General features: G+C 42.6%; 38 protein-coding genes and 1 pseudogene. 37 read left to right on the plus strand and 2 right to left on the minus strand.

Annotated features, from left to right (window positions below):
* Positions 1–240: 240 nt before the first annotated feature.
* The 4 genes from rpsL (at position 241) to tuf (ending at position 4,696) form a co-directional block, all read left to right on the plus strand.
* Complete coding sequence (gene rpsL, locus IGI76_RS01130; protein WP_003127956.1) at positions 241–654, plus strand: 30S ribosomal protein S12; 414 nt, start codon at positions 241–243, stop codon at positions 652–654.
* 70 nt (positions 655–724) lie between these two features.
* Complete coding sequence (gene rpsG / locus IGI76_RS01135; RefSeq protein ID WP_003127957.1) at positions 725–1,195, plus strand: 30S ribosomal protein S7; 471 nt, start codon at positions 725–727, stop codon at positions 1,193–1,195.
* 80 nt (positions 1,196–1,275) lie between these two features.
* A complete protein-coding gene (gene fusA / locus IGI76_RS01140) occupies positions 1,276–3,360 on the plus strand; it encodes an elongation factor G (protein ID WP_005226900.1) in 2,085 nt (694 codons plus the stop codon).
* 148 nt (positions 3,361–3,508) lie between these two features.
* Positions 3,509–4,696: an elongation factor Tu gene (gene tuf / locus IGI76_RS01145; RefSeq protein WP_005226902.1), complete on the plus strand. Its 1,188-nt coding sequence runs from the start codon at positions 3,509–3,511 to the stop codon at positions 4,694–4,696.
* A gap of 128 nt (positions 4,697–4,824) precedes the next feature.
* Here the strand turns inward: tuf and IGI76_RS01150 are convergent.
* A pseudogene (locus tag IGI76_RS01150) lies at positions 4,825–5,549 on the minus strand (nitroreductase family protein).
* Positions 5,533–6,978 carry a PLP-dependent aminotransferase family protein gene (locus IGI76_RS01155; RefSeq protein ID WP_194185212.1) on the minus strand — a complete coding sequence of 482 codons (1,446 nt, stop codon included), beginning with the start codon at positions 6,976–6,978 and terminating at the stop codon, positions 5,533–5,535. Before IGI76_RS01155 ends, IGI76_RS01150 begins: the two are co-directional and overlap by 17 nt.
* 107 nt (positions 6,979–7,085) lie before the next feature.
* Between IGI76_RS01155 and thiD the strand changes: the two genes are divergently transcribed.
* The 33 genes from thiD to IGI76_RS01320 all read left to right on the plus strand — a co-directional run bounded on the left by thiD (position 7,086) and on the right by IGI76_RS01320 (position 25,022).
* Positions 7,086–7,916 carry a bifunctional hydroxymethylpyrimidine kinase/phosphomethylpyrimidine kinase gene (thiD, locus tag IGI76_RS01160; protein WP_438780921.1) on the plus strand — a complete coding sequence of 277 codons (831 nt, stop codon included), beginning with the start codon at positions 7,086–7,088 and terminating at the stop codon, positions 7,914–7,916.
* 341 nt (positions 7,917–8,257) lie between these two features.
* Positions 8,258–8,566, plus strand: a complete 309-nt coding sequence (gene rpsJ / locus IGI76_RS01165; protein WP_003127966.1) for a 30S ribosomal protein S10 — start codon at positions 8,258–8,260, stop codon at positions 8,564–8,566.
* A 22-nt stretch (positions 8,567–8,588) separates the two neighbouring features.
* Positions 8,589–9,218, plus strand: a complete 630-nt coding sequence (gene rplC, locus IGI76_RS01170; protein ID WP_003127967.1) for a 50S ribosomal protein L3 — start codon at positions 8,589–8,591, stop codon at positions 9,216–9,218.
* A gap of 29 nt (positions 9,219–9,247) precedes the next feature.
* Positions 9,248–9,871, plus strand: coding sequence for a 50S ribosomal protein L4 (gene rplD / locus IGI76_RS01175; protein ID WP_005226910.1), 624 nt, complete (start codon positions 9,248–9,250; stop codon positions 9,869–9,871).
* The gene (locus IGI76_RS01180; protein ID WP_005226911.1) at positions 9,871–10,164 is read left to right on the plus strand and encodes a 50S ribosomal protein L23; all 294 of its coding nucleotides are present in this window, start codon (positions 9,871–9,873) and stop codon (positions 10,162–10,164) included. Before rplD ends, IGI76_RS01180 begins: the two co-directional genes overlap by 1 nt.
* Positions 10,165–10,203: 39 nt before the next feature.
* Positions 10,204–11,037: a 50S ribosomal protein L2 gene (gene rplB, locus IGI76_RS01185; RefSeq protein WP_005226912.1), complete on the plus strand. Its 834-nt coding sequence runs from the start codon at positions 10,204–10,206 to the stop codon at positions 11,035–11,037.
* A 42-nt stretch (positions 11,038–11,079) separates the two neighbouring features.
* Positions 11,080–11,358, plus strand: coding sequence for a 30S ribosomal protein S19 (rpsS, locus tag IGI76_RS01190; protein ID WP_005226914.1), 279 nt, complete (start codon positions 11,080–11,082; stop codon positions 11,356–11,358).
* Positions 11,359–11,381: 23 nt separating this feature from the next.
* Positions 11,382–11,729: a 50S ribosomal protein L22 gene (gene rplV, locus IGI76_RS01195; protein ID WP_003127973.1), complete on the plus strand. Its 348-nt coding sequence runs from the start codon at positions 11,382–11,384 to the stop codon at positions 11,727–11,729.
* 13 nt (positions 11,730–11,742) lie between these two features.
* Positions 11,743–12,399 (plus strand): 30S ribosomal protein S3, encoded by a 657-nt coding sequence (gene rpsC, locus IGI76_RS01200; protein WP_005226916.1) that lies wholly within the window; start codon positions 11,743–11,745, stop codon positions 12,397–12,399.
* 2 nt (positions 12,400–12,401) lie between these two features.
* Positions 12,402–12,836, plus strand: coding sequence for a 50S ribosomal protein L16 (gene rplP / locus IGI76_RS01205; RefSeq protein WP_005226918.1), 435 nt, complete (start codon positions 12,402–12,404; stop codon positions 12,834–12,836).
* Positions 12,826–13,014, plus strand: coding sequence for a 50S ribosomal protein L29 (rpmC, locus tag IGI76_RS01210; protein WP_002288664.1), 189 nt, complete (start codon positions 12,826–12,828; stop codon positions 13,012–13,014). The genes rplP and rpmC overlap by 11 nt, the downstream gene beginning before the upstream one ends.
* A gap of 24 nt (positions 13,015–13,038) precedes the next feature.
* Positions 13,039–13,305, plus strand: a complete 267-nt coding sequence (rpsQ, locus tag IGI76_RS01215; protein WP_003128005.1) for a 30S ribosomal protein S17 — start codon at positions 13,039–13,041, stop codon at positions 13,303–13,305.
* A 60-nt stretch (positions 13,306–13,365) separates the two neighbouring features.
* Positions 13,366–13,734 carry a 50S ribosomal protein L14 gene (gene rplN, locus IGI76_RS01220; protein ID WP_003128006.1) on the plus strand — a complete coding sequence of 123 codons (369 nt, stop codon included), beginning with the start codon at positions 13,366–13,368 and terminating at the stop codon, positions 13,732–13,734.
* 35 nt (positions 13,735–13,769) lie between these two features.
* Positions 13,770–14,081, plus strand: coding sequence for a 50S ribosomal protein L24 (gene rplX / locus IGI76_RS01225; RefSeq protein WP_003128007.1), 312 nt, complete (start codon positions 13,770–13,772; stop codon positions 14,079–14,081).
* A 27-nt stretch (positions 14,082–14,108) separates the two neighbouring features.
* Positions 14,109–14,648, plus strand: a complete 540-nt coding sequence (rplE, locus tag IGI76_RS01230) for a 50S ribosomal protein L5 (RefSeq protein ID WP_005227088.1) — start codon at positions 14,109–14,111, stop codon at positions 14,646–14,648.
* An 18-nt stretch (positions 14,649–14,666) separates the two neighbouring features.
* Positions 14,667–14,852: a type Z 30S ribosomal protein S14 gene (locus IGI76_RS01235; protein ID WP_003128010.1), complete on the plus strand. Its 186-nt coding sequence runs from the start codon at positions 14,667–14,669 to the stop codon at positions 14,850–14,852.
* 32 nt (positions 14,853–14,884) lie between these two features.
* Positions 14,885–15,283, plus strand: a complete 399-nt coding sequence (gene rpsH, locus IGI76_RS01240; protein WP_005227093.1) for a 30S ribosomal protein S8 — start codon at positions 14,885–14,887, stop codon at positions 15,281–15,283.
* Between the two features lie 31 nt (positions 15,284–15,314).
* Positions 15,315–15,851 (plus strand): 50S ribosomal protein L6, encoded by a 537-nt coding sequence (gene rplF / locus IGI76_RS01245; protein ID WP_005227095.1) that lies wholly within the window; start codon positions 15,315–15,317, stop codon positions 15,849–15,851.
* 57 nt (positions 15,852–15,908) lie between these two features.
* Positions 15,909–16,265: a 50S ribosomal protein L18 gene (gene rplR, locus IGI76_RS01250; protein WP_005227097.1), complete on the plus strand. Its 357-nt coding sequence runs from the start codon at positions 15,909–15,911 to the stop codon at positions 16,263–16,265.
* A gap of 20 nt (positions 16,266–16,285) precedes the next feature.
* On the plus strand, positions 16,286–16,786 hold the full coding sequence (gene rpsE / locus IGI76_RS01255; protein WP_003128014.1) for a 30S ribosomal protein S5: 501 nt from the start codon (positions 16,286–16,288) through the stop codon (positions 16,784–16,786).
* A gap of 13 nt (positions 16,787–16,799) precedes the next feature.
* Entirely contained in the window at positions 16,800–16,979 is a 180-nt protein-coding gene (gene rpmD / locus IGI76_RS01260; protein WP_003128015.1) for a 50S ribosomal protein L30, read from the plus strand.
* Positions 16,980–17,019: 40 nt separating this feature from the next.
* Complete coding sequence (gene rplO, locus IGI76_RS01265; RefSeq protein WP_003128016.1) at positions 17,020–17,460, plus strand: 50S ribosomal protein L15; 441 nt, start codon at positions 17,020–17,022, stop codon at positions 17,458–17,460.
* Entirely contained in the window at positions 17,460–18,755 is a 1,296-nt protein-coding gene (secY, locus tag IGI76_RS01270) for a preprotein translocase subunit SecY (RefSeq protein WP_005227099.1), read from the plus strand. Before rplO ends, secY begins: the two co-directional genes overlap by 1 nt.
* Positions 18,756–18,815: 60 nt before the next feature.
* A complete protein-coding gene (locus tag IGI76_RS01275) occupies positions 18,816–19,460 on the plus strand; it encodes an adenylate kinase (RefSeq protein WP_005227100.1) in 645 nt (214 codons plus the stop codon).
* 188 nt (positions 19,461–19,648) lie between these two features.
* Positions 19,649–19,867, plus strand: a complete 219-nt coding sequence (gene infA, locus IGI76_RS01280) for a translation initiation factor IF-1 (RefSeq protein WP_002288695.1) — start codon at positions 19,649–19,651, stop codon at positions 19,865–19,867.
* 32 nt (positions 19,868–19,899) lie between these two features.
* On the plus strand, positions 19,900–20,016 hold the full coding sequence (rpmJ, locus tag IGI76_RS01285; RefSeq protein WP_002288710.1) for a 50S ribosomal protein L36: 117 nt from the start codon (positions 19,900–19,902) through the stop codon (positions 20,014–20,016).
* A gap of 17 nt (positions 20,017–20,033) precedes the next feature.
* Complete coding sequence (gene rpsM / locus IGI76_RS01290) at positions 20,034–20,399, plus strand: 30S ribosomal protein S13 (RefSeq protein WP_005227102.1); 366 nt, start codon at positions 20,034–20,036, stop codon at positions 20,397–20,399.
* Positions 20,400–20,426: 27 nt separating this feature from the next.
* Complete coding sequence (gene rpsK / locus IGI76_RS01295; protein WP_005227104.1) at positions 20,427–20,816, plus strand: 30S ribosomal protein S11; 390 nt, start codon at positions 20,427–20,429, stop codon at positions 20,814–20,816.
* 79 nt (positions 20,817–20,895) lie between these two features.
* Complete coding sequence (locus IGI76_RS01300) at positions 20,896–21,834, plus strand: DNA-directed RNA polymerase subunit alpha (RefSeq protein WP_008376367.1); 939 nt, start codon at positions 20,896–20,898, stop codon at positions 21,832–21,834.
* A 70-nt stretch (positions 21,835–21,904) separates the two neighbouring features.
* The gene (gene rplQ, locus IGI76_RS01305) at positions 21,905–22,285 is read left to right on the plus strand and encodes a 50S ribosomal protein L17 (RefSeq protein ID WP_003128038.1); all 381 of its coding nucleotides are present in this window, start codon (positions 21,905–21,907) and stop codon (positions 22,283–22,285) included.
* A 271-nt stretch (positions 22,286–22,556) separates the two neighbouring features.
* Positions 22,557–23,393, plus strand: a complete 837-nt coding sequence (locus IGI76_RS01310) for an energy-coupling factor ABC transporter ATP-binding protein (RefSeq protein WP_005227109.1) — start codon at positions 22,557–22,559, stop codon at positions 23,391–23,393.
* On the plus strand, positions 23,369–24,235 hold the full coding sequence (locus IGI76_RS01315) for an energy-coupling factor ABC transporter ATP-binding protein (protein WP_005232516.1): 867 nt from the start codon (positions 23,369–23,371) through the stop codon (positions 24,233–24,235). The genes IGI76_RS01310 and IGI76_RS01315 overlap by 25 nt, the downstream gene beginning before the upstream one ends.
* Positions 24,225–25,022 carry an energy-coupling factor transporter transmembrane component T family protein gene (locus IGI76_RS01320; protein ID WP_005227113.1) on the plus strand — a complete coding sequence of 266 codons (798 nt, stop codon included), beginning with the start codon at positions 24,225–24,227 and terminating at the stop codon, positions 25,020–25,022. Before IGI76_RS01315 ends, IGI76_RS01320 begins: the two co-directional genes overlap by 11 nt.
* Positions 25,023–25,165 lie beyond the last annotated feature (143 nt).

Genomic DNA, 25,165 nt, shown 5'->3' on the forward strand with positions numbered 1-25,165 from the left:
CGGATTTTTTCGTAACAGATTTCTTTTGAAAAAAGCCTAGGAGGATACTTGACAGGTAAGAATAAGCATGATATTCTATCAAAGGTGCTTTATCTACAGGTCTCTCGTTGGAGACGTGCTGACTGTCTATCAAAGCATAGTTGATATGAATGCAGAGAATGCATTATTTTTTATCGCAAAAAAAGAACCACCTGGATGTGTGGGACTATAAAGCGAATCAAGGAAGGAGGACAACTAGGGATGCCTACAATTAATCAATTAGTACGTAAACCTCGTAAATCCAAGGTTGAAAAATCAAATTCACCAGCATTGAACAAAGGATATAACAGTTTCAAGAAAGCTCAAACGAATGTTAACTCACCTCAAAAGCGTGGGGTAGCTACTCGTGTGGGAACTATGACACCGAAAAAACCGAACTCAGCTCTACGTAAATATGCGCGTGTTCGTTTGTCAAACTTGATTGAAGTGACAGCTTATATTCCAGGTATCGGACACAACTTACAAGAACACAGCGTGGTCTTGTTACGTGGTGGACGTGTAAAAGACTTACCAGGGGTACGTTACCATATCGTTCGTGGTGCATTGGATACTGCCGGTGTTAACGATCGTAAACAATCTCGTTCTAAATATGGTACAAAACGTCCTAAAGCTTAATCTTTAAGACAAACAGATCAAATGAATCTTATTTAAATCAGAACTGATATCTCGGAAGGAGGAGTTACGGATGCCTCGTAAAGGTCCTGTTGCAAAACGTGATGTTTTACCAGATCCTATTTATAACTCAAAATTAGTAACTCGTTTGATCAACCGTGTAATGGTTGATGGTAAACGCGGTGTTGCTGCAAATATTATCTACAATGCTTTTGGCATTATCAAAGAATCTACAGGAAATGATCCATTGGAAGTTTTCGAACAAGCAATGAAAAACATTATGCCTGTATTGGAAGTTAAAGCTCGCCGTGTCGGTGGTTCTAACTACCAAGTACCAGTAGAAGTACGTCCTGAACGTCGTACAACTCTAGGTCTTCGTTGGGTGGTAAACTACGCTCGTTTGCGTGGCGAACACACAATGGAAGAACGTCTTGCAAAAGAAATCATGGATGCAGCGAACAACACTGGTGCTTCTGTGAAAAAACGCGAAGACACACACAAAATGGCGGAAGCCAACCGCGCATTTGCTCACTATCGTTGGTAAGATCCTCACTGCTTTTTATTGGAAGGTACTGAGACAACCTTAGCTTAAGTTAAGTAAGAATGAGAGGGGAACAACCTAGAATGGCAAGAGAATTTTCGCTAGAAAAAACTCGTAATATCGGGATCATGGCCCACGTTGACGCTGGTAAAACAACGACAACTGAACGTATCCTTTATTACACAGGTAAAATCCATAAAATTGGGGAAACACATGAAGGTGCTTCTCAAATGGACTGGATGGAACAAGAACAAGAACGTGGGATCACAATCACTTCTGCTGCGACAACTGCGCAATGGAAAGAAAACCGCGTAAATATCATCGACACACCAGGACACGTGGACTTCACAATCGAAGTGCAACGTTCATTGCGTGTACTTGATGGTGCTGTAACTGTGTTGGACTCACAATCAGGTGTAGAACCTCAAACAGAAACAGTTTGGCGTCAAGCGACAGATTACCGCGTACCGCGTGTTGTATTCTGTAACAAAATGGACAAAATTGGTGCAGACTTCTTATACTCTGTATCAACTTTACATGATCGTTTACAAGCAAATGCTCACCCAATCCAATTACCAATTGGTGCGGAAGATGACTTTACTGGTATTATCGACTTAGTAAAAATGAAAGCTGAAATCTACACAAATGACTTAGGAACTGAAATCCAAGAGACTGAAATTCCTGAAGAATACGTAGAATTAGCTGAAGAATGGCGCGAAAAATTAATCGAAGCTGTTGCTGATACTGATGAAGAACTAATGATGAAATTCTTGGAAGGTGAAGAAATCACTGAAGAAGAATTGAAAGCTGGTATTCGTCAAGCAACATTGACTGTTGACTTTTTCCCTGTTCTTTGCGGATCTGCCTTTAAAAACAAAGGGGTTCAATTGATGTTGGATGCAGTCATCGACTACTTGCCTTCACCACTTGATGTTCCTGCGATTAAAGGGATCAATCCTAAAACAGACGAAGAAACTGATCGTCCGGCTGACGATGAAGCACCATTTGCTTCATTAGCATTTAAAGTAATGACTGACCCATTCGTAGGTCGTTTGACATTCTTCCGTGTGTATTCAGGTATCTTGAACTCTGGATCATACGTATTGAATGCTTCAAAAGGCAAACGCGAACGTATCGGTCGTATCCTACAAATGCACGCCAACACTCGTGCTGAAATCCAAACAGTATACTCAGGCGATATCGCCGCTGCTGTTGGTTTGAAAGACACAACAACTGGGGATACACTATGTGATGAAAAATCACCAGTAATCCTTGAATCAATCGAATTCCCAGAACCAGTTATCGAAGTCGCTGTTGAGCCTAAATCAAAAGCTGACCAAGATAAAATGGGGGTTGCTTTACAAAAACTTGCTGAAGAAGATCCATCATTCCGTGTGGAAACAAACGCTGAAACAGGCGAAACTGTTATCGCTGGTATGGGAGAACTTCACTTGGACGTCTTAGTTGACCGTATGCGTCGCGAATTTAAAGTTGAAGCAAACGTAGGTGCGCCTCAAGTTTCTTATCGTGAAACATTCCGTGCAGCAACACAAGCGGAAGGTAAATTTGTACGTCAGTCTGGTGGTAAAGGTCAATACGGTCACGTATGGGTCGAATTTACACCAAACGAAGAAGGTAAAGGCTTCGAATTCGAAAACGCGATTGTCGGTGGTGTGGTTCCTCGTGAATACATCCCAGCAGTTGAAAAAGGACTTGAAGACTCAATGGCGAACGGTGTCTTAGCCGGTTACCCATTAGTAGACATCAAAGCAAAACTTTATGATGGTTCATACCATGATGTCGATTCAAGTGAAACTGCCTTCCGTGTTGCAGCTTCTATGGCTTTACGTGCTGCAGCGAAGAAAGCAAACCCAGTAATTCTTGAACCAATGATGAAAGTAGTTATCACTGTACCAGAAGATTACTTAGGTGATGTTATGGGTCACGTAACTGCTCGTCGTGGACGCGTAGAAGGAATGGAAGCACACGGTAACTCACAAATCGTGAACGCAATCGTTCCATTAGCTGAAATGTTCGGTTACGCAACAACACTTCGTTCATCAACACAAGGTCGCGGTACGTTCATGATGACATTTGATCACTATGAAGATGTACCTAAATCTGTTCAAGAAGAAATCATCAAGAAAAACGGCGGCAAAGCTGAATAATTGATGGAAGTATAGGAAATTAAGTAAAAAGCTATATTTTTTTCTGAGTTTCGTGTACAATATTATCGATGATAAGGGATGGGGAGCTGCGGCTCCCTACCTATCAAATATAAAAAATAAACTGCATTTTTAGGAGGAACATTTTAAAATGGCAAAAGAAAAATTTGACCGTTCTAAACCCCACGTAAACATTGGTACGATCGGACACGTTGACCATGGTAAAACTACACTTACAGCTGCTATCACAACTGTATTATCTAAAAAAGGTTTGGCTCAAGCTTCAGCTTACGACCAAATCGATGGCGCTCCAGAAGAACGCGAACGCGGAATCACTATCTCAACTGCTCACGTTGAGTACGAAACTGAAGCACGTCACTATGCTCACGTTGACTGCCCAGGACACGCGGACTACGTTAAAAACATGATCACTGGTGCTGCTCAAATGGACGGCGCGATCTTAGTAGTATCTGCTGCTGATGGTCCTATGCCTCAAACACGTGAACACATCTTGTTATCACGTAACGTTGGTGTACCATACATCGTTGTTTTCTTAAACAAAATGGATATGGTTGATGACGAAGAATTACTAGAATTAGTTGAAATGGAAGTTCGTGACTTATTGTCAGAATATGACTTCCCAGGCGACGATGTTCCTGTAATCGCTGGTTCTGCTTTGAAAGCTCTTGAAGGCGATGCTTCATACGAAGAAAAAATCATGGAATTAATGGCTGCAGTTGACGAATACGTTCCAACTCCAGAACGTGACACTGACAAACCATTCATGATGCCAGTCGAAGACGTATTCTCAATCACTGGACGTGGTACTGTTGCTACAGGCCGTGTTGAACGTGGACAAGTTCGCGTTGGTGACGAAGTTGAAATCGTTGGTATTGCTGAAGAAACTGCTAAAACAACTGTAACTGGTGTTGAAATGTTCCGTAAATTGTTAGACTATGCTGAAGCAGGGGATAACATTGGTGCATTGCTACGTGGTGTTGCTCGTGAAGACATCCAACGTGGACAAGTATTGGCTAAAGCTGGTACAATCACACCTCATACAAAATTTAAAGCTGAAGTTTACGTTTTAACAAAAGAAGAAGGTGGACGTCACACACCATTCTTCACTAACTACCGTCCTCAGTTCTACTTCCGTACAACTGACGTAACTGGTGTTGTTGAATTACCAGAAGGAACTGAAATGGTTATGCCTGGTGATAACGTAACAATCGACGTTGAATTGATCCACCCAATCGCTATCGAAGACGGAACTCGTTTCTCAATTCGTGAAGGCGGACGTACTGTTGGTTCAGGCGTTGTAACTTCAATCCAAGCTTAATTTGATTGATCGAAGAGCAAAAGCGTACGCGCTTTTGCTCTTTTTTTGACTCTTGTAGAAAAAAAGCCGCTCTCTCTAGCGTAGATGAATCCGTTACGGTTCATCGAAGCTAAAGAGAGCGGTGCCTTTTATTTTATTAAATTTTGCTTCTTCAAGAAGGTGTCAAATCCTTGGTCAGGACGATTGCTGTAAAAGCCAGCGAATTTTTCTGACCATGGTTTGGTCTCGCGGGCTTCTCCAAAAGCAGTCATCGTTTGATCGTACGCTTCGATCGCCTCATAAGAATAGTCCTGATAATGGTTGTAATGAATGACCGCTTCTTCTGGCAAGCGAGGTTTGACCTTCATTTCTACGATTGGTTTACCGATGCTCAAACCAGCCACAGGATAGACATATTCTGGTAAGTGCAACAATTCAGCGATTTTGGCGCTGTCTTTGCGGACACTGCCAGAAATGACGGTGCCTAAGCCCAGTGATTCAGCAGCGATCGCACCAGATTGCAAAGCGATGCTGGCATCAGTTGTGGCGATCAATAATGGCTGATAGCCCTCATCGATTGGATAGGGAGTCTGTTTTCCTCAGCAACTTTTTTGGTTCGGTTTAAATCAGCTAAGAATAGCAGAAAGAGTGAACTTGCTGCGATATGAGGATTGCCAGGATTCCATTCGACCATTTGTTGGCGAATCTGCGGGTCGTCGATCACTAAGATCGAATAGGCTTGCCCGTTCATCCAGCTAGGTGCTTGACGAGCCGCAGTCAAAATCGCGGTTACTTGCTCTTGGCTCAAGCGGTAGTCAGGATCAAATTGTCGGTAAGTGCGGTGGTTGTGTAAAAGCTCAATGGTTTCGTTCATAGGTTTGCTCCTTTAACTGTTGGGTGATTTTTGTGAATCGTTCTTGAAATCGCGGTAAATCATCTTTGGCTAAGCGGCTATAGTTCAAACGCAAGCCATTCGTATCGTTACTGAAAAGAAACGCAGGTGCTACTAAGCAATCGTTCGCCAAAAAGAGTGACCAATCTTTGCGAGTCAATGTGCGGTGACGCCAAGTCAACCACAGGTAAAGACCACCTTTCGTCGACTGCCATTGCCAATCCTCCTGAAATGCCTGCAAGAGTTGGAGTAAGTCTTGCTGGCGCTGGGCCATTTCTGCAAGCAGTGTCCGCTGCTGCTGGTGGTAATCAGAGGAGCGTAAGGCGATGTTGGCAAGGACTTGCGGGAAGATCGTGGTATCGATCGCCATCCGTTTTTTCGCTTGGGCAAATTGGTCGGCTAACGCTTCTGGCACCAAAAGCCAGCCGATTTTGATGGATGATCCTAGTAATTTTGAAAGCGAGCCTAAATAAATGACGGTTTCGGGAGCCATGGATTTTAGCTTGGGCGGTACTTTATCAAAAGCCAACTCGCTAAAAACATCGTCTTCTATGATCGGTACTTGGTAGGTCTGGCAAAGGCGGATGATCGCTTGGCGCCGATGGTCACTCATAGTATGACCCGTTGGATTTTGGAAGGTGGGATTCAGATAGACGAATTTGATCTTCTTTTCCTTCAACACTTTTTCCAATGCCGCAGGCCGCATTCCTTCGCTATCTTGCTTGATCCCGATCAACTGGACATTCATCGTGGAAAACAAGGGGAGAGAGAACAAGAAAGAAGGGTCCTCTGTCGCGATACAATCCCCCGCATGCAATAAGACTTGCATTAGCAAGGTGATTCCTTGTGTCGATCCAGCAGTGATCACTAGTTTTTGTCCGTTGGTGGGCAAATTGAAGGAATCAGCAAGGTGCTGCAATAAGATTTCTTGCAAAGGTTCATAACCCGTCGGTAATACTTTGGTGCTTTCCTTGCGAATCTCTTCCCAGGTAAAGGCAGGAAACGTGAAATCGGGGATCAGATCGGCAGGTAGATCACCTGTGTACAGATCCAGCACATCCTTCTCGGTGCGCAAATGCTGAATCTGTTGAACGTAAGGGTCTTGCTGCAGATAAGGGCTGCTTAAAGACGAGCGCAAATAAGAAAGTGGCGTTTGGCGGTTCCCCCAACGACCTTCCAATACACGAGAGCCGCTGCCTTGTTTTCGTTCGATCCATCCTAAGCTTTTCAATTCATCTAACGCTTTGACGACGGTGGAACGATTGACGCCAAAAGTCTGGGCGAGGCTGCGCTCTGGTGGCAAACGATCCCCAGGTCCATAGATTCCCGCTTGGATCTCTTCGATAAAATGAGTCACGATCTGCTGGTAAATCGGTTGTTTCTTCTGTTTGTCGATACTTGATGAAGCCATCCTGCACCACCTTTTTCAATTGGATGGTTTAAAAATAAGCCAAATGGCTCTTTTCGTCAAGGGAAAGATTGACTATACTTAGCAAAAAGCACAAGGAGATGAGGAAGATGGAAAAAGTCCTATCAATTGCTGGGTCGGATTCAACCGGAGGTGCCGGTATCGAAGCAGATTTAAAAACATTTCAGGAATATGGTGTCTTTGGTTTTGCCACGATCGCTTCGATCGTCACGATGGACCCACAAGCAGGTTGGAGCCATGAAGTAACGGCGATGGAAACAGCGCTTGTCGAAAAACAAATGATCTCTGCTTTTGCAGGTGATCCGATGGATGCTCTAAAAACGGGCATGTTAGGCAATGAAGACAATATTGTCCAAGCTGCGCAGATGATCCAACAGCAGCAAGTCAAAAATGTGGTGATCGATCCTGTCATTGCTTGCAAAGGGACTGCAGAAATCTTACAGCCAAAAAGCGTCGATGCCATCATCACGCATTTGTTGCCGTTAGCAGATGTTGTCACCCCCAATTTAGTAGAAGCGGGGATGCTTTCAGGTTTGGGTGATTTGACGAGTGTGGAGGCCATGAAGCAAGCTGCTGAAAAAATCCATGAATTAGGTGCTAAATACGTCGTGATCAAAGGGGGGCATCGCTTGCCAGGAGCAAAAGCCATTGACCTCGTTTATGATGGGCAATCCTTCCTCTTGTTAGAAAGTGAAAAAATCGCTACCGATTTCAATCACGGGGCAGGCTGCACCTTTTCAGCTGCGATCGCTGCGGGTCTTGCAAAAGGCAAACCCGTCGTGGAAAGCGTTCGGTTAGCGAAAGCCTTTGTCACAGCGGCAATCAAAGAAGGAGTGGTGATCAATCCTTATGTGGGTCATGTGTGGCATGGTGCCTATACCCACGCCCGAGACCGTATGGAGGAGGAAGCGCCGCAATAGCAGGTTTTCTTCTATAATAAATAGGAAATGAAGAAGTGCTTAAAAGAAGCGGTCAACGCTTCTTTTTTTGTGTTACGAAACCAAAAGAAAATTTTCTGAAAGAAATGCAAAAGAATCCCGGTTTTTCCATAAAAAAAGCTTGCAATCAATGTTTATCCGTAATATAATCATAAAGGTGCTGTTTACGTAAATACGTAAGTCACACTGGCAGCAAAGAAATTTTCTGCCGGCTACGAAACGAGAGGTTGCGACACGCCCGGACGCTTTGCCATGGACGAGCGTGACGGAAAATTTTCGTGGAGCTATGTCTACTTTTCAAAATAGGCGAAGGAGGGAAAACAATGGCAAAACAAAAAATTCGTATCCGTTTAAAAGCGTATGAACATCGTATTTTAGATCAATCAGCGGATAAAATCGTAGAAACTGCAAAGAGAACTGGAGCTGGCGTATCTGGTCCAATTCCATTACCAACTGAACGCAGCTTGTACACGATCATCCGTGCGACGCACAAATACAAAGATTCACGCGAACAATTCGAAATGCGTACACACAAACGTCTAATCGACATTGTGAATCCAACACCAAAAACTGTTGATGCTTTAATGAAGCTAGACTTGCCAAGCGGTGTTAATATCGAAATCAAACTATAATAATTAAGATGGAGGTGTAATCATGACCAAAGGAATCTTAGGGAAAAAAGTGGGAATGACTCAAATCTTCACTGAATCTGGCGAATTGATTCCAGTAACTGTAGTAGAAGCTACACCAAACGTAGTGCTACAAGTGAAAACAATCGAAAATGACGGCTACGAAGCAATTCAAGTCGGCTACCAAGATATGCGTGAAGTTTTGTCTAACAAACCTGCGAAAGGTCATGTTGCAAAAGCAAACACGGCTCCTAAGCGCTTCATTCGCGAATTCAAGAATGTAGAGCTAGAGGGCTTAGAAGTAGGATCAGAAATCAAAGTTGATATTTTTGAAGCAGGAGACATCATCGATGTAACCGGCACTTCGAAAGGTAAAGGATTCCAAGGCGTTATCAAACGTCACGGACAAAGCCGCGGACCAATGGCTCACGGTTCTCGTTACCACCGTCGTCCTGGATCAATGGGTCCAGTTGCACCTAACCGTGTATTCAAAAACAAACGTCTTGCTGGACGTATGGGCGGAAATCGCATCACGATCCAAAACTTGGAAATCGTACGCGTAGACGCAGAACGCAACGTTATCTTGATCAAAGGTAATGTACCTGGCGCGAAAAAATCATTGATTACAATCAAATCAGCTGTGAAAGCTAAATAAGTAGATAGGAAGAAAGGAGGAACTAAGGAATGCCGAATGTAGCATTATTCAAACAAGATGGAAGCCAAAATGGCGAAATTACATTGAACGAAGAAATCTTCGGAATCGAACCAAATGAATCAGTTGTCTATGATGCAATCATCATGCAACGCGCTTCATTAAGACAAGGAACACACGCTGTGAAAAACCGCAGTGCCGTTCGTGGCGGTGGCCGTAAACCATGGCGCCAAAAAGGAACTGGACGTGCCCGTCAAGGTTCAATCCGTTCACCACAATGGCGTGGAGGTGGCGTAGTCTTCGGACCAACACCACGTTCATACAGCTACAAACTTCCTAAAAAAGTTCGTCGCTTAGCAATGAAATCTGTATTGTCAGAAAAAGTTGCTTCAAATAACTTGGTAGCAGTAGAAGGATTAAGCTTTGATGCTCCAAAAACAAAAGAATTCAAACAAGTTTTAGCTAACTTGACAATTGACTCTAAAGTATTGGTAGTTTTAGAATCTGAAAACGACTTTGCCGCTTTATCTGCGCGCAACTTGCCAAAAGTTTCTGTAGTTACTGCTGATAACATTAGTGTTTTAGACATCGTTTCTAACGACAAAATGTTAGTGACACAAACTGCTCTTACTCAGATCGAGGAGGTGCTTGCATAATGAACTTACTAGACGTTATTAAACGCCCAGTGATCACTGAAAAATCAATGCTTGCCATGGATGACAAGAAATACACTTTTGAAGTGGACACAAAAGCTAACAAAACTTTAGTAAAACAAGCTGTAGAAGCTGCCTTTGACGGAGTGAAAGTGGCAAACGTGAACATCATCAACGTTCGTCCGAAATTCAAACGCATGGGTAAATATGCAGGATATACAAAAAAACGTCGCAAAGCTGTTGTGACTTTAACTGAAGATTCTAAAGAAATCCAAATTTTCGAAGCTGCTGAATAAGCAACTCACGCATAAACTTTACATGGGAGGGAAAAAGACGTGGCGATTAAAAAGTACAAACCTACCACGAACGGCCGTCGTAATATGACAAGTTCTGATTTCGCTGAAATCACAACTTCAACACCAGAAAAAACATTGTTAGCTCCTTTGAAAAACAATGCTGGTCGTAACAACAACGGACGTATCACGGTTCGTCATCAAGGTGGCGGTCACAAACGTCAATACCGTTTGATCGATTTCAAACGTAACAAAGACAACGTCGTTGCTACGGTTAAAACGATTGAATATGATCCAAACCGTTCTGCTAACATTGCGTTAGTACATTACGAGGATGGAGTAAAAGCATACATCTTAGCACCTAAAGGATTAGAAGTTGGCATGACTGTCGTTTCTGGTCCAGATGCAGATATTAAAGTAGGGAATGCATTACCACTAGAAAACATTCCAGTCGGTACTGTTATCCACAACATCGAAATGAAACCTGGTAAAGGTGGACAATTGATTCGTTCAGCTGGAACAAGTGCTCAAGTACTTGGTAAAGAAGGCAAATACGTATTGATCCGCTTGAACTCTGGTGAAGTACGGATGATCTTAGCATCATGTCGTGCAACAATCGGTTCTGTTGGTAATGAACAACACGAATTGATCAACATCGGTAAAGCCGGTCGTTCTCGTTGGATGCGCAAACGCCCAACTGTACGTGGTAGCGTAATGAACCCTAATGATCACCCACACGGTGGTGGTGAAGGTAAAGCACCAATCGGACGTAAAGCACCAGTTTCTCCTTGGGGACAACCTGCACTTGGTTACAAAACACGTAACAAAAAAGCAAAATCAGACAAACTTATCGTTCGTCGTCGTAAAACTAAGTAATATACTTGACCGTGTGTCGCACATTTTGAGAGGAGGTACACCATGGGTCGTAGTTTGAAAAAAGGACCTTTTGTCGATGACCATTTGATGAAAAAGGTCGAAGCACAAGAAGGCGCTGAAAAGAAAAAAGTGATCAAAACTTGGTCACGTCGTTCTACAATTTTCCCTAATTTTATCGGATTTACAATTGCTGTGTATGATGGACGGAAACATGTACCAGTTTACATCCAAGAAGACATGGTAGGACACAAATTAGGTGAATTTGCACCAACAAGAACTTATCGCGGACATGCTGCCGATGATAAGAAAACAAGACGCTAATTTTGAGGGGAGGATATCCAAAAATGGCAGAACAAATCACATCAGCGAAAGCAACTGCTAAAACAGTCCGCGTTTCTCCTCGTAAATCTCGTCTAGTTATTGACTTAATCAGAGGGAAAAGCGTTGCTGAAGCAATCGCGATCTTAAAGTTCACACCAAATAAAGCAGCTGGAATCATCGAGAAAGTCTTGATGTCAGCTATTGCCAATGCAGAAAATAATTTTGACTTAGATGTTGAAAACTTGATTGTTTCTGAAGCATTCGTAAACGAAGGACCAACGATGAAACGTTTCCGTCCACGTGCGAAAGGTTCAGCTTCACCGATCAACAAACGTACAAGTCATATTACTGTAGTCGTATCAGAAAAATAAGGAGGGACAATCAGTGGGTCAAAAAGTACATCCAATTGGAATGCGTGTAGGCATCATCCGTGACTGGGATGCTAAATGGTATGCTGAAAAAGAGTATGCTGAATTTCTACATGAAGATTTGAAAATCCGTAAATTTATCGCATCTAAACTTGCTGATGCCGCTGTGTCTACAGTTGAGATCGAGCGTGCAGCAAACCGCGTGAATATTTCAATCCACACAGCTAAACCAGGTATGGTTATCGGTAAAGGCGGATCTGAAGTCGAAAACCTAAGAAAAGAATTAAATAGCCTAACTGGCAAACGAGTTCACATCAACATCGTTGAAATCAAAAAACCAGATTTAGATGCTAAATTAGTAGGCGAAGGAATCGCACGTCAATTAGAAAACCGTGTTGCTTTCCGTCGTGCTCAAAAACAAGCGATCCAACGCACAATGCGTTCTGGCGCTAAAGGAATCAAAACACAAGTTTCTGGCCGTCTAAATGGTGCGGATATCGCTCGTTCAGAAGGTTACTCAGAAGGAACCGTTCCACTTCATACATTACGTGCGGACATTGATTACGCATGGGAAGAAGCAGATACAACATACGGAAAACTAGGAGTTAAAGTGTGGATTTATCGTGGAGAAGTTCTTCCAACTAAAAAGAACACTGAGAAAGGAGGGAAATAAACATGTTAGTACCTAAACGTGTAAAACACCGTCGTGAGTTCCGCGGAAAAATGCGTGGCGAAGCGAAAGGCGGAAAAGAAGTAGCATTCGGTGAATACGGCTTACAAGCTGTTGAATCACACTGGATCACAAACCGTCAAATCGAAGCTGCCCGTATCGCAATGACTCGTTATATGAAACGTGGCGGGAAAGTATGGATCAAAATTTTCCCTCACAAATCTTATACTGCCAAAGCTATCGGGGTACGTATGGGTTCTGGTAAAGGGGCTCCTGAAGGATGGGTATCACCAGTTAAACGTGGTAAAATCATGTTTGAAATTGCCGGTGTACCTGAAGAAGTTGCGCGCGAAGCGCTACGTCTTGCTTCTCACAAATTACCAGTGAAAACGAAGATCGTAAAACGTGAGGAAATGGGTGGTGAATCGAATGAAGGTTAAAGAAATCAGAGAATTAACCACTGCCGAAATGCTAGATCAAGAAAAACAATTGAAAGAAGAATTGTTCAATCTTAGATTCCAATTAGCAACAGGTCAATTAGAAAACACTGCACGTATCAAAGAAGTACGTAAATCGATTGCACGCATTAAAACAGTATTGCGTGAACAAGCTAAGTAATAGTGGAAGGAGGCCATTTAGCGTATGACTGAAGAAAGAAATCAACGCAAAGTTTACCAAGGTCGCGTGGTATCAGACAAAATGGATAAAACTATCACTGTTGTCGTTGAAACAAAGAAAAACCACCCTATCTACGGCAAACGTCTGAACTATTCTAAGAAATACAAAGCACACGATGAAAACAACGAAGCAAAAGTTGGCGATATCGTGAAAATTATGGAAACTCGTCCATTATCAGCTACGAAACGTTTCCGTCTAGTAGAGATTGTTGAAAAGGCAGTGATTATCTAATCACACGAGATTTTCCTATATAGATTGTGAATTGCAAAATCTGAAAGGAGGATACACATCGTGATCCAAGCAGAAAGCCGATTAAGAGTGGCGGACAACTCAGGTGCCCGTGAAATTCTAACGATCAAAGTCCTTGGCGGATCTGGTCGTAAAACTGCCAATATTGGTGACGTGATTGTTGCTACGGTTAAACAAGCAACGCCAGGTGGGGTTGTCAAAAAAGGTGACGTCGTTAAAGCCGTTATCGTTCGTACTAAATCAGGAGCTCGTCGTACAGACGGTTCATACATCAAATTCGATGAAAATGCTGCGGTTATTATCCGTGACGATAAGAGCCCTCGTGGAACTCGTATCTTTGGCCCAGTTGCCCGCGAATTGCGTGAAGGCAACTTTATGAAGATCGTTTCCCTAGCACCAGAAGTATTGTAATAGTGATTCTTATCTAAAGGAGGTGCGAAACAAACATGTTTGTTAAAAAAGGCGATAAAGTTAAAGTTATCACTGGTAAAGACAAAAACAAAGAAGGCGTTGTGCTAGCAGCGTTTCCTAAAAAAGACAAAGTCGTTGTTGAAGGTGTCAATGTTGTCAAAAAACACCAAAAACCTTCTCAAACTGCTCCTCAAGGCGGAATCGTTGAAATGGAAGCACCAATTCATGTTTCTAACGTGATGGTGGTTGATCCATCGAACGGTGAAGCTACGCGTGTCGGTTACAAAGAAGTTGACGGCAAAAAAGTCCGCGTTTCTAAGAAAACCGGAGAAGTTCTTGATAAATAATCTGATGAAGGAAGGAGGGGCTAACAGATGAACCGCCTTAAAGAAAAATATTCAAAAGAAGTTGTCCCATCATTAATGGACAAATTTAACTACAGCTCAATCATGGAAGCACCAAAAGTTGATAAAATCGTTATCAACATGGGTGTCGGTGACGCTGTTTCTAATGCTAAAAACTTAGACAAAGCTGTTGAAGAATTACAATTGATCTCAGGTCAAAAACCATTGATCACAAAAGCGAAAAAATCTATCGCAGGATTCCGTTTACGTGAAGGAATGCCAATCGGTGCGAAAGTAACACTACGCGGCGAAAGAATGTATGAATTCTTAGATAAACTAGTAAGTGTGTCATTGCCACGTGTCCGTGACTTCCACGGTGTGAGCAAAAAAGCGTTCGACGGACGCGGAAACTACACTTTAGGTATCAAAGAACAATTGATTTTCCCTGAAGTAGATTATGATTTGATCGACAAAGTACGTGGTATGGATATCGTGATTGTAACAACAGCAAACACAGATGAAGAATCTCGTGAATTGTTGACACAATTAGGCATGCCATTCCAAAAATAAAAAAAGGAGGCGAACTACGTGGCTAAAAAATCAATGATTGCTAAAAACAAACGCCCTGCTAAATTCTCAACGCAAGAATACACTCGTTGTGAACGTTGCGGACGTCCACATTCAGTTTATCGTAAATTTCATCTTTGCCGTATTTGCTTCCGCGAACTTGCCTATAAAGGACAAATTCCCGGCGTGAAGAAAGCTAGCTGGTAAACTATACTCGCATAAAGGAGGTAAATTATCCCATGGTCATGACAGATCCAATTGCAGATTTTCTAACGCGCGTGCGTAACGCAAACATGGTTAAACACGAAAGCCTAGAAGTACCTGCTTCAAAAATCAAACGTGATATCGCTGAAATCTTGAAACGTGAAGGTTTCGTCCGCGATGTTGAATACATTGAAGATGACAAACAAGGCGTGATCCGCGTATTTCTTAAATACGGTAAAAACGGTGAACGTGTTATCACAAACTTAAAACGTATCTCTAAACCAGGCTTGCGTGCTTATGTCAAAGCTGACGAAGTACCAAAAGTATTGAATGGTCTAGGAATCGCGATTATCTCAACTTCTGACGGTGTAATCACTGACAAAGAAGCTAGAGCAAAAAATGTTGGCGGCGAAGTAGTCGCTTATGTATGGTAATTTAAAATATTCCACAAGGAGGTGCCTCTAAGTGAGTCGTATCGGTAATAAGATCGTCGTTCTTCCTGCTGGTGTTGAAATCAAGCAAAACGGAAACGACATTACAGTTAAAGGACCTAAAGGTGAATTAACACGTACTTTCTCTTCTGATATCACAATGAATATCGAAGGAAACGAAGTAACATTCACTCGTCCAAATGATAGTAAAGAAATGAAAACTATCCACGGAACTACCCGTGCAAACTTCAACAACATGGTTGTTGGTGTTTCTGAAGGTTTCCAAAAAGCGTTAGAATTAATCGGGGTTGGGTACCGTGCTCAATTACAAGGGAAAAAACTTGTATTGAACGTTGGTTACTCTCATCCAGTTGAAATCGAAGCGCCAGCTGGAATCGAAATCGAAGTTCCTTCAAACACTTCTGTGATCGTTAAAGGATCAGATAAAGAAGTCGTTGGCGAATTGGCTGCCAATATCCGTGGCGTTCGTCCTCCAGAACCTTATAAAGGCAAAGGAATTCGTTATGTTGGCGAATTTGTACGCCGTAAAGAAGGTAAAACTGGTAAATAGTCGTAATTCTTTACGACTAGCAGCTTAGGCTAGCAAAATTAAAAGAGGTGACAAATTGTGATTACAAAACCAGATAAAAACAAGACACGTCAGAAAAGACATCGTCGTGTACGTAACAAAATCTCTGGTACTGCTGAGTGCCCACGCTTAAACGTGTTCCGTTCGAACAAAAACATCTACGCACAAGTAATTGATGACGTAGCGGGTGTGACGCTAGCAAGTGCCTCTGCCTTAGACAAAGAAGTTTCAGGTGCAACAAAAACTGAACAAGCACAAGCTGTCGGTAAATTAGTCGCAGAACGTGCAGCAGCAAAAGGTATTAAAGTAGTAGTCTTTGACCGTGGTGGATACCTTTACCATGGCCGTGTAGCAGCTTTAGCTGAAGCAGCTCGCGAAAATGGACTGGAATTTTAAGAGAAGGAGGAACACCATTCATGGTTTATATTGATCCAAAACATTTGGAATTAGAAGACCGCGTTGTTGCGATCAACCGTGTAACTAAAGTTGTTAAAGGTGGACGTCGTCTACGTTTTGCTGCATTAGTTGTTGTCGGTGACAAAAACGGACACGTAGGTTTCGGTACTGGTAAAGCACAAGAAGTACCAGAAGCAATCCGTAAAGCAATCGAAGACGCGAAGAAAAACTTGGTGGAAGTACCAATGGTTGGTTCTACAATCCCTCACGAAGTTATCGGTGTATTCGGCGGCGGACGCATCCTTATGAAACCTGCTGTAGAAGGTTCTGGGGTAGCTGCTGGTGGACCAGTTCGTGCCGTATTGGAATTAGCTGGGGTAGCTGATATCACATCTAAATCTTTAGGTTCTAACACACCAATCAACGTTGTTCGCGCAACAGTTGAAGGTTTAAAACAATTAAAACGCGCTGAAGAAGTGGCAGCACTTCGCGGCAAATCAGTAGAAGAATTAATCGGTTAAGGAGGACACTATAATGGCTGAATTGAAAATTACTTTAAAACGCAGTATTATCGGACGTCCCCAAAACCAACGTGATACTGTAAAAGCGTTAGGTCTTACAAAGTTGAATTCAACAGTTGTAAAACCTGCTAATGATGCAATCAAAGGCATGGTTAACACTGTTTCTCACTTAGTGGACGTTGAAGAGGTCTAAGGATCAGCAGATCTAGTTTGATTAAGGAGGTGCCAAACCTATGAAACTTCATGAATTAAAACCATCAGAAGGCTCACGCCAAGTACGTAACCGTGTCGGTCGAGGAACTTCATCTGGTAACGGTAAAACAGCTGGACGTGGACAAAAAGGTCAAAAAGCTCGTTCAGGCGGCGGAGTACGTCTAGGATTCGAAGGTGGACAAACACCATTGTTCCGTCGTTTACCAAAACGTGGCTTTACAAATGTGAACCGCAAAGAATATGCAGTCATCAATCTTGATGTCTTGAACCGCTTTGAAGACGGTGCTGAAGTAACACCTGTTGCTTTACACGAAGCTGGAATCGTTAAAGACGAAAAAGCTGGAATCAAAGTATTAGCTAACGGAGAATTAACGAAGAAATTGACTGTGAAAGCAGCTAAATTCTCAAAAGCAGCTGAAGAAGCAATCGTTGCTGCTGGTGGATCAATCGAGGTGATCTAATGATCAGACTATTGAAGGATGCCTTTAAGGTTAAGGATATTAGATCCAGAATATTGTTCACCGTCTTAATCTTGTTTGTCTTTCGTCTGGGAACACATATTACTGTGCCAGGCGTAGACGCAAGTCGCCTAAATACCATCGCGGATCTACCATTTTTAAACATGTTAAACTTGGTAAGTGGTGGCGCCATGCAACAATTTTCGATTTTCTCGATGGGGGTTTCGCCTTACATCACTGCCTCAATTGTTATTCAGTTGTTGCAGATGGATATCGTCCCTAAATTTGTTGAATGGTCGAAACAAGGTGAAGTGGGTCGTAAGAAACTAAATCAGGCAACACGTTACTTGACGTTGGTATTGGGCTTTGTCCAATCCATGACATTAACGGCTGGATTTAACTATTACACTCAACTCGGGTTTGTAAACAATCCTAATATGGCAACCTATATCGTGATCGGTCTGATTTTAACAGCCGGAACGATGTTAGTCACTTGGTTAGGAGAGCAGATCACCGAGCGTGGTATCGGAAACGGTGTGTCAATGATCATCTTTGCAGGGATCATTTCACGCTTACCAGCAAGCATCAAAGAATTGATTGAAGATTACTTCATTAACGTGGATCAATCGGATATCTGGCTAAATGCTATCTTTATGGCGCTGCTTGTGATCGCTGTGTTGATCGTCATTACTTTAGTAACGTATGTTCAACAAGCAGAACGCAAGATTCCGATCCAATATACAAAACGGGTAGCAGGAGCGCCTACCAGCAGTTACCTTCCTTTGAAAGTAAATGCTGCCGGGGTTATCCCAGTTATCTTTGCCAGTTCTTTTATTACAACACCAAATGCGATCATTCAAGCATTAGGTAGTTCATATAGAGGAGAAACTTGGTACGAAGTGGTGCAAACGATCTTTAGTTACAACACTGTACCGGGTGCGATCATCTATACTGTCTTGATCGTTGCGTTTACTTTCTTCTACGCATTTGTTCAAGTGAACCCTGAGAAATTAGCGGAAAACTTGCAAAAACAAGGAAGTTACATTCCGAGTGTGCGTCCTGGTAAAGGAACCGAAGAATATGTATCACGTTTGTTGATGCGATTAAGCACGGTTGGATCGATCTTTTTAGGATTGGTTGCTTTACTTCCAATCATCGCTCAGATGGCTTGGAATCTACCGCAATCGATCGGTCTAGGTGGAACGAGTCTATTGATCATTATCGGTGTGGCACTTGATACTGCCAAGCAGTTAGAAGGGCTTATGCTGAAACGGAAATATACTGGTTTCATCAATTAAAGTTATTGAAGTGTTGAGGGTTTCCTCAACACTATTCAAAAACTTACAGGAGGAATTAGAATGAACTTCATTTTAATGGGATTACCTGGTGCTGGAAAAGGTACTCAGGCAGAACGTATCGTTGCTGAATACGGTCTTCCTCATATTTCAACAGGCGATATGTTTCGGGCTGCGATGGCGAACGAAACAGAACTAGGCCTTAAAGCAAAATCATACATGGATCAAGGCGCATTAGTTCCTGATGAGGTTACAAATGGGATCGTTAAAGAACGTTTAGCTGAACCTGATACCGAGAAAGGTTTCTTATTAGATGGTTTTCCTCGTACATTGGATCAAGCAAAAGCGTTAGATGAGATGCTAGCTGACCTTAACAAAAAACTTGATGCCGTTATTGATATTCATGTTCCTGAAGAAGTTCTTGTAGAACGTTTAGCCGGCCGCTTCATGTGCCGCAATTGTGGGGCAACTTATCATAAATTGTTCAATCCTCCAAAAGAGGAAGGAACATGTGATCGTTGTGGAAGTCATGACTTCTACCAACGTGAAGATGATAAGCCTGAGACGGTCAAAAATCGTCTAGCTGTCAATATCAAAAGCAGTGAACCAATTTTGACTTATTACAAAGACAAAGGGTTATTGCAATCGATTGATGGGGATCGCGACATCGACGCTGTATTCGAAGATGTTCAAAAGATCATTGACTAATCATAGATTGCCCGAGTCCAACTTGCAGCTTAAAACTTTCTCTTGAAATCTTTGACAGGATATGATAGAATATGTCAGTCCGACTTCTACTTTTTATTAAGTAGGAGCATAGTTTGAGAATATCAGGTGGGAACCGAGTTTCCGCCATTTTATCGTGTGAAAATCACAAGTACAAGGAGGTACTGTGCGTGGCAAAAGAAGATATGATTGAAGTCGAAGGTACAGTCGTCGAAACTTTGCCGAATGCAATGTTTAAAGTAGAATTGGAAAACGGACACCAAGTTCTAGCGACCGTTTCTGGTAAGATCCGGATGCACTACATTCGTATTTTACCTGGAGACAAAGTGACGGTGGAATTATCCCCGTATGATCTGAACCGTGGCCGCATTACTTATCGCTTTAAATAATTGTACTCCGTAAAACCACAGGAGGTATTATCATGAAAGTAAGACCATCAGTAAAACCAATGTGCGAACATTGTAAAGTAATTCGTCGTAAAGGACGCGTTATGGTGATTTGCCCAGCAAATCCAAAACATAAACAACGTCAAGGATAATCGGAGGTGTAACAAATATGGCTCGTATTGCAGGAGTAGATATTCCTCGTGATAAACGTGTGGTCGTTTCACTTACTTATATCTATGGTATTGGTAACACGACTGCAAAACAAATTTTAGCTGACGCTGGCGTGTCTGAAGAAGTTCGCGTTCGTGATTTAACGAATGAACAAACAGATGCTATCCGTGCGGAAGTTGATAAATTAAAAGTTGAAGGTGACCTTCGTCGTGAAGTGAACTTAAACATCAAACGATTGATGGAAATCGGTTCTTACCGTGGAATCCGTCATCGCCGTGGATTGCCAGTTCGTGGACAAAACACGAAAAACAATGCACGTACTCGTAAAGGCCCGTCTAAAACAGTCGCAGGCAAGAAAAAATAATTCCTAAGTGAAGGAGGTTAAAACTTCATGGCAGCAAAAAAAGTGAGTCGTAAACGCCGTGTGAAAAAGAATATTGAAGCGGGTATTGCACATATTCACTCAACATTCAATAATACAATCGTAATGATCACTGATACTCATGGTAATGCATTAGCATGGTCATCAGCTGGTTCATTAGGTTTCAAAGGAAGCAAAAAATCTACTCCTTTTGCCGCTCAAATGGCAGCAGAAACAGCTACCAAAGCAGCAATGGAACACGGATTAAGAACTGTTGAAGTAACAGTTAAAGGACCTGGTTCTGGACGTGAAGCAGCAATTCGTTCATTACAAGCAGCAGGTTTGGAAGTGAGTGCGATCCGTGACGTGACTCCAGTCCCTCATAATGGATGCCGCCCTCCAAAACGCCGTCGTGTTTAATGAGTGCTGCTCATTTTGAGTGTAACAAATACGTCATTGAACAAGACACTTTTCGTTTTGAAAGGGGTAATAGATAAGAATGATTGAATTCGAAAAACCAAGAATCGCAAAGATTGATGAAGACAAAGATTATGGCAAGTTCATCGTGGAACCTCTTGAAAGAGGCTACGGAACTACACTAGGAAATTCCCTACGTCGTATTTTATTATCTTCTTTACCTGGTGCGGCAATCACCAATATTCAAATCGATGGAGTTTTACACGAATTCTCAACTGTTAAGGGTGTTCGGGAAGACGTTGCTCAAATCATCTTGAATATTAAAGGTCTTGCATTGAAAATGTACGGGGATGAAGAAAAGACCCTTGAAATTGATATTTCAGGACCTGCTACAGTAACTGCTGGCGATATCATCGTTGATAGTGATGTAGAAATCCTTAACAAAGATATGTATATCTGTACCGTTTCTGAAGGTGCTACGTTCCATGCTCGCTTAACAGTGAAACCTGGCCGCGGCTACGTTCAAGCGGACGAAAACAAAAAAGAAGACATGCCGATCGGCGTTCTTCCAGTCGATTCAATCTATACACCAGTACGTCGTGTCAACTACCAAGTAGAAAACACACGTGTCGGTCGTCGGGATGATTTCGACAAATTAACGATGGAAATATGGACTGATGGCTCAATCGAACCATTGGAAGCAATGAGTTTGTCTGCGAAGATCATGACTGAACATTTAGACATCTTTGTTAACCTAACGGATGAAGCGAAAAACGCTGAAATCATGGTTGAAAAAGAAGAAACACAAAAAGAAAAAATGTTGGAAATGACGATCGAAGAATTAGACTTATCTGTTCGTTCATACAACTGTCTAAAACGTGCAGGAATCAATACTGTACAAGAATTGACAAACAAATCTGAACCAGAAATGATCAAAGTAAGAAACTTAGGCCGCAAATCTCTTGAAGAGGTCAAAGTGAAATTACATGATTTAGGTTTAGGACTACGTAAAGACGATTAAACCGTTTTCGATTACGTTAGTTCGGTTCGTCTGACCGATACAACATTCGAAAGTGAAGGAGGGAAACCACGTGAGTTATCGTAAACTAGGACGCACATCTAGCCAACGTAAAGCGATGTTGCGTGATTTGACAACTGATTTATTCATTAACGAACGTATCGTTACGACTGAAGCTCGTGCGAAAGAAGTTCGTTCAACTGCAGAAAAAATGATCACTTTAGGTAAACGTGGTGATTTGCATGCACGTCGTCAAGCAGCAGCATTCGTTCGTAATGAAGTTGCAAGTGTACGTGAAGAAAACGAAGAAGTAGTTATTGAATCAGCATTACAAAAATTATTCAATGATATCGCTCCTCGTTACACAGATCGCCAAGGTGGATATACTCGTATCTTGAAAACAGAACCAAGACGCGGAGATGCTGCACCAATGGTTATCCTAGAACTTGTTTAAAATCACACTTATCATCACTTTATAGATGTTTACTAAGAGTGTTATGATGTTGGAAGAAACTTTCCGAGTCTAGCTCAGCGCCTACACCTCGATGTATTTCGAGGTGTACGCACTCATCATAAAGTGCTTTTTTTTTACTTTCGATTACCTGTCAAGACAGGTAATGGCAAGTGAAAAAAAGATCTGGAGACAAATCGTGCGTGAATCATTGAAAAACGTGCGCTTTTTTGGTAGTGTTAGAAAGAATTAATCGCAAATGAAGGAGTCTATCATGAAGCCAATCATTGAATTGAATGCTATTACTGTGCGTTATAGCGAAGAAGAGCGTGCCGCGTTAAATAACGTATCCTTTTCCATCAACAAAGGGGAATGGGTGGCGTTGATCGGCCATAACGGCTCTGGTAAATCAACTTTAGCAAAAACCATCAATGGCTTGATCTTGCCGCAAGAAGGCAGTGTTTCTGTCGGCGAATTGCCTTTGAATGAAGAAAATATCTGGAATATTCGAAAAATGGTCGGTATGGTCTTTCAAAACCCTGACAATCAATTCGTTGGTTCGACGGTGGAAGATGATGTGGCTTTCGGTTTGGAAAATCAAGGAATCCCACGTGAAGAAATGCTGGTTCGTGTCAAAGACGCTCTGGAACAAGTACGGATGAGCGAGTTTGCGACCCGGGAACCCGCGCGTCTTTCTGGTGGTCAAAAACAGCGGGTAGCCATTGCGGGCGTCGTTGCATTGCGCCCAGATATCATCATTCTTGATGAAGCCACTAGTATGCTAGATCCAGAAGGTCGTGAAGAAGTGATCGCAACGATCAAAAAAATCAAAGAAAAAAACAATTTGACCGTGTTATCGATCACCCATGATATCGATGAAGCAGCCAACGCCAATCGGGTGCTGGTGATGCGTCAAGGAGAGCTCGTCCGCGAAGGGACACCCGCAGAGATTTTTTCTGCAGGTCCAGAACTGATTGAGCTAGGCTTAGATCTGCCATTTCCTGAAAAATTAAAGGCGGCACTAAAACAGCGGGGCGTCACGGTACCGCAAGCGTACTTAACTGAAGAAGGGATGGTGGATTGGCTATGGACATCCGTTTTGAACAAGTAGGATTCACCTACCAACCGCATTCTCCGTTTGAACAACGGGTTTTGTTCGATATTGATTTAGAGATCAAAGAAGGCTCTTATACTGCCTTAGTCGGTCATACAGGGAGCGGAAAATCTACGTTGTTGCAGCACTTGAATGCATTATTAAAACCAACGACCGGCACGGTCACGATCGGTGAGCGAGTCATCAAACCCGAGACAGACAACAAAAATCTAAAACCGTTACGTAAAAAAGTCGGGATTGTTTTTCAATTTCCTGAATCCCAATTATTTGAAGAAACCGTTGCGAGAGATATCGCTTTTGGACCGAAAAACTTTGGGGTCTCCGAAGAAGCAGCCAAAGGTTTAGCCCAAGAATACATTCAATTGGTAGGTTTAGATGAAAGTTTTCTGGAACGTTCACCCTTTGACCTTTCAGGGGGCCAAATGCGCCGTGTAGCGATTGCTGGGGTCTTGGCTATGGAACCAGAAGTTTTGGTCTTAGACGAGCCGACAGCTGGCTTAGATCCACAAGGACGCAAAGAGATGATGGAAATGTTTGATCGCCTGCATCGGGAAAAGAACATGACGATCATTTTAGTGACCCACTTGATGGATGATGTGGCAAACTATGCTGATTATGTCTATGTGTTAGAAAAAGGCCGTCTCGTCAAAGCAGGCACGCCGTCTGTTGTGTTTCAAGACACTGCCTGGCTGCAAGAAAAGCAGTTGGGGGTACCGACAGCAACCGCATTTGCGGAGCAACTACAAGCCAGAGGATTGGCATTTGAGCAGTTGCCGCTAACAGCTGATGAGCTGGCAGATGTTTTAGTAGCAAAGGGGGCGACTGCCCATGATGAATAAACTGATTTTCGGTCGTTTTATTCCTGGGGACTCCTTGATCCACCGTTTAGATCCACGAGTCAAATTGATTGCTAGTTTTTATTTTATCGCGATTATCTTTTTGGCGAATAATTGGCAAAGCTATTTATTAGCGGGTGCTTTTACGCTCTTTTGTATCTCCTTTTCAAAAATCGATTTTGGCTTCTTTATTCGAGGCGTGCGTCCTTTGATTTGGCTGATTTTATTTACTGTGGCGTTACAGATTTTATTTACTACCGGCGGCGACGTCTACTGGTCTTGGTGGATCTTTAACATCACAGAATTTGGTGTCCAAAACGGGATTTTTATTTTTTGCCGTTTTGTTTTGATCATTTTCATGTCGACCTTGTTGACGTTAACGACGCCCCCATTAGAGCTTTCAGATGCGATCGAATACATTTTGCGTCCTTTAAAAGCGATCCGTTTCCCTGTCCATGAAATCTCACTGATGCTGTCGATTGCGTTGCGCTTTGTGCCAACCTTGATGGATGAAACAGAAAAAATCATGAATGCTCAGCGTGCCCGCGGGGTCGATTTCGGCGAAGGGGGACTGTTGCAGAAGATGAAGGCGATCGTTCCTTTATTGATTCCTTTATTTGTCAGCAGCTTTAACCGTGCGGAAGATCTAGCAACCGCTATGGAAGCCAGAGGCTATCAAGGCGGCGAAGGGCGTACGAAGTATCGGATTTTGCACTGGCATCAACGGGACACATTGGTTGTCATCGTTTTTGCGCTCTTTACAGTAGCGTTAGTGTTCTTAAGAGGATAATCGAAGACCTATGATTGAAGTCAATCCACGAAAGGTTCTTAACGAAGCAACGAGGCTGCTGGCGATCCCAGCGGCTGGTTCGAAAAGGCCTGTCGACCGATCAGACTTTTCTCATAGGCTTTTTTGTGAAAAAATAGAAAGAA

Origin of the sequence: Enterococcus sp. DIV2449a (genome assembly GCF_051711225.1) — a bacterium.
GTDB classification, from domain to species: domain Bacteria; phylum Bacillota; class Bacilli; order Lactobacillales; family Enterococcaceae; genus Enterococcus_D; species Enterococcus_D casseliflavus.

What these genes read in the sequence shown, in the direction of transcription:
- rpsK (WP_005227104.1), top strand. Translation starts at nt 20,427, where the DNA reads ATGGCAGCAAAAAAAGTGAGTCGTAAACGCCGTGTGAAAAAGAATATT.
- rpsE (WP_003128014.1), top strand. Translation starts at nt 16,286, where the DNA reads ATGGTTTATATTGATCCAAAACATTTGGAATTAGAAGACCGCGTTGTT.
- rplV (WP_003127973.1), top strand. Translation starts at nt 11,382, where the DNA reads ATGGCAGAACAAATCACATCAGCGAAAGCAACTGCTAAAACAGTCCGC.
- IGI76_RS01275 (WP_005227100.1), top strand. Translation starts at nt 18,816, where the DNA reads ATGAACTTCATTTTAATGGGATTACCTGGTGCTGGAAAAGGTACTCAG.
- rpsH (WP_005227093.1), top strand. Translation starts at nt 14,885, where the DNA reads ATGGTCATGACAGATCCAATTGCAGATTTTCTAACGCGCGTGCGTAAC.
- thiD (WP_438780921.1), top strand. Translation starts at nt 7,086, where the DNA reads ATGGAAAAAGTCCTATCAATTGCTGGGTCGGATTCAACCGGAGGTGCC.
- rplE (WP_005227088.1), top strand. Translation starts at nt 14,109, where the DNA reads ATGAACCGCCTTAAAGAAAAATATTCAAAAGAAGTTGTCCCATCATTA.
- fusA (WP_005226900.1), top strand. Translation starts at nt 1,276, where the DNA reads ATGGCAAGAGAATTTTCGCTAGAAAAAACTCGTAATATCGGGATCATG.
- IGI76_RS01300 (WP_008376367.1), top strand. Translation starts at nt 20,896, where the DNA reads ATGATTGAATTCGAAAAACCAAGAATCGCAAAGATTGATGAAGACAAA.
- IGI76_RS01155 (WP_194185212.1), bottom strand. Translation starts at nt 6,978, where the DNA reads ATGGCTTCATCAAGTATCGACAAACAGAAGAAACAACCGATTTACCAG.
- rpsM (WP_005227102.1), top strand. Translation starts at nt 20,034, where the DNA reads ATGGCTCGTATTGCAGGAGTAGATATTCCTCGTGATAAACGTGTGGTC.
- secY (WP_005227099.1), top strand. Translation starts at nt 17,460, where the DNA reads ATGATCAGACTATTGAAGGATGCCTTTAAGGTTAAGGATATTAGATCC.
- rpmJ (WP_002288710.1), top strand. Translation starts at nt 19,900, where the DNA reads ATGAAAGTAAGACCATCAGTAAAACCAATGTGCGAACATTGTAAAGTA.
- IGI76_RS01320 (WP_005227113.1), top strand. Translation starts at nt 24,225, where the DNA reads ATGATGAATAAACTGATTTTCGGTCGTTTTATTCCTGGGGACTCCTTG.
- rplP (WP_005226918.1), top strand. Translation starts at nt 12,402, where the DNA reads ATGTTAGTACCTAAACGTGTAAAACACCGTCGTGAGTTCCGCGGAAAA.
- rplO (WP_003128016.1), top strand. Translation starts at nt 17,020, where the DNA reads ATGAAACTTCATGAATTAAAACCATCAGAAGGCTCACGCCAAGTACGT.
- IGI76_RS01315 (WP_005232516.1), top strand. Translation starts at nt 23,369, where the DNA reads ATGGACATCCGTTTTGAACAAGTAGGATTCACCTACCAACCGCATTCT.
- rpsQ (WP_003128005.1), top strand. Translation starts at nt 13,039, where the DNA reads ATGACTGAAGAAAGAAATCAACGCAAAGTTTACCAAGGTCGCGTGGTA.
- rpmD (WP_003128015.1), top strand. Translation starts at nt 16,800, where the DNA reads ATGGCTGAATTGAAAATTACTTTAAAACGCAGTATTATCGGACGTCCC.
- rpmC (WP_002288664.1), top strand. Translation starts at nt 12,826, where the DNA reads ATGAAGGTTAAAGAAATCAGAGAATTAACCACTGCCGAAATGCTAGAT.
- rplX (WP_003128007.1), top strand. Translation starts at nt 13,770, where the DNA reads ATGTTTGTTAAAAAAGGCGATAAAGTTAAAGTTATCACTGGTAAAGAC.
- IGI76_RS01180 (WP_005226911.1), top strand. Translation starts at nt 9,871, where the DNA reads ATGAACTTACTAGACGTTATTAAACGCCCAGTGATCACTGAAAAATCA.
- rplD (WP_005226910.1), top strand. Translation starts at nt 9,248, where the DNA reads ATGCCGAATGTAGCATTATTCAAACAAGATGGAAGCCAAAATGGCGAA.
- rpsS (WP_005226914.1), top strand. Translation starts at nt 11,080, where the DNA reads ATGGGTCGTAGTTTGAAAAAAGGACCTTTTGTCGATGACCATTTGATG.
- rpsG (WP_003127957.1), top strand. Translation starts at nt 725, where the DNA reads ATGCCTCGTAAAGGTCCTGTTGCAAAACGTGATGTTTTACCAGATCCT.
- tuf (WP_005226902.1), top strand. Translation starts at nt 3,509, where the DNA reads ATGGCAAAAGAAAAATTTGACCGTTCTAAACCCCACGTAAACATTGGT.
- rplC (WP_003127967.1), top strand. Translation starts at nt 8,589, where the DNA reads ATGACCAAAGGAATCTTAGGGAAAAAAGTGGGAATGACTCAAATCTTC.
- IGI76_RS01310 (WP_005227109.1), top strand. Translation starts at nt 22,557, where the DNA reads ATGAAGCCAATCATTGAATTGAATGCTATTACTGTGCGTTATAGCGAA.
- rpsL (WP_003127956.1), top strand. Translation starts at nt 241, where the DNA reads ATGCCTACAATTAATCAATTAGTACGTAAACCTCGTAAATCCAAGGTT.
- rpsJ (WP_003127966.1), top strand. Translation starts at nt 8,258, where the DNA reads ATGGCAAAACAAAAAATTCGTATCCGTTTAAAAGCGTATGAACATCGT.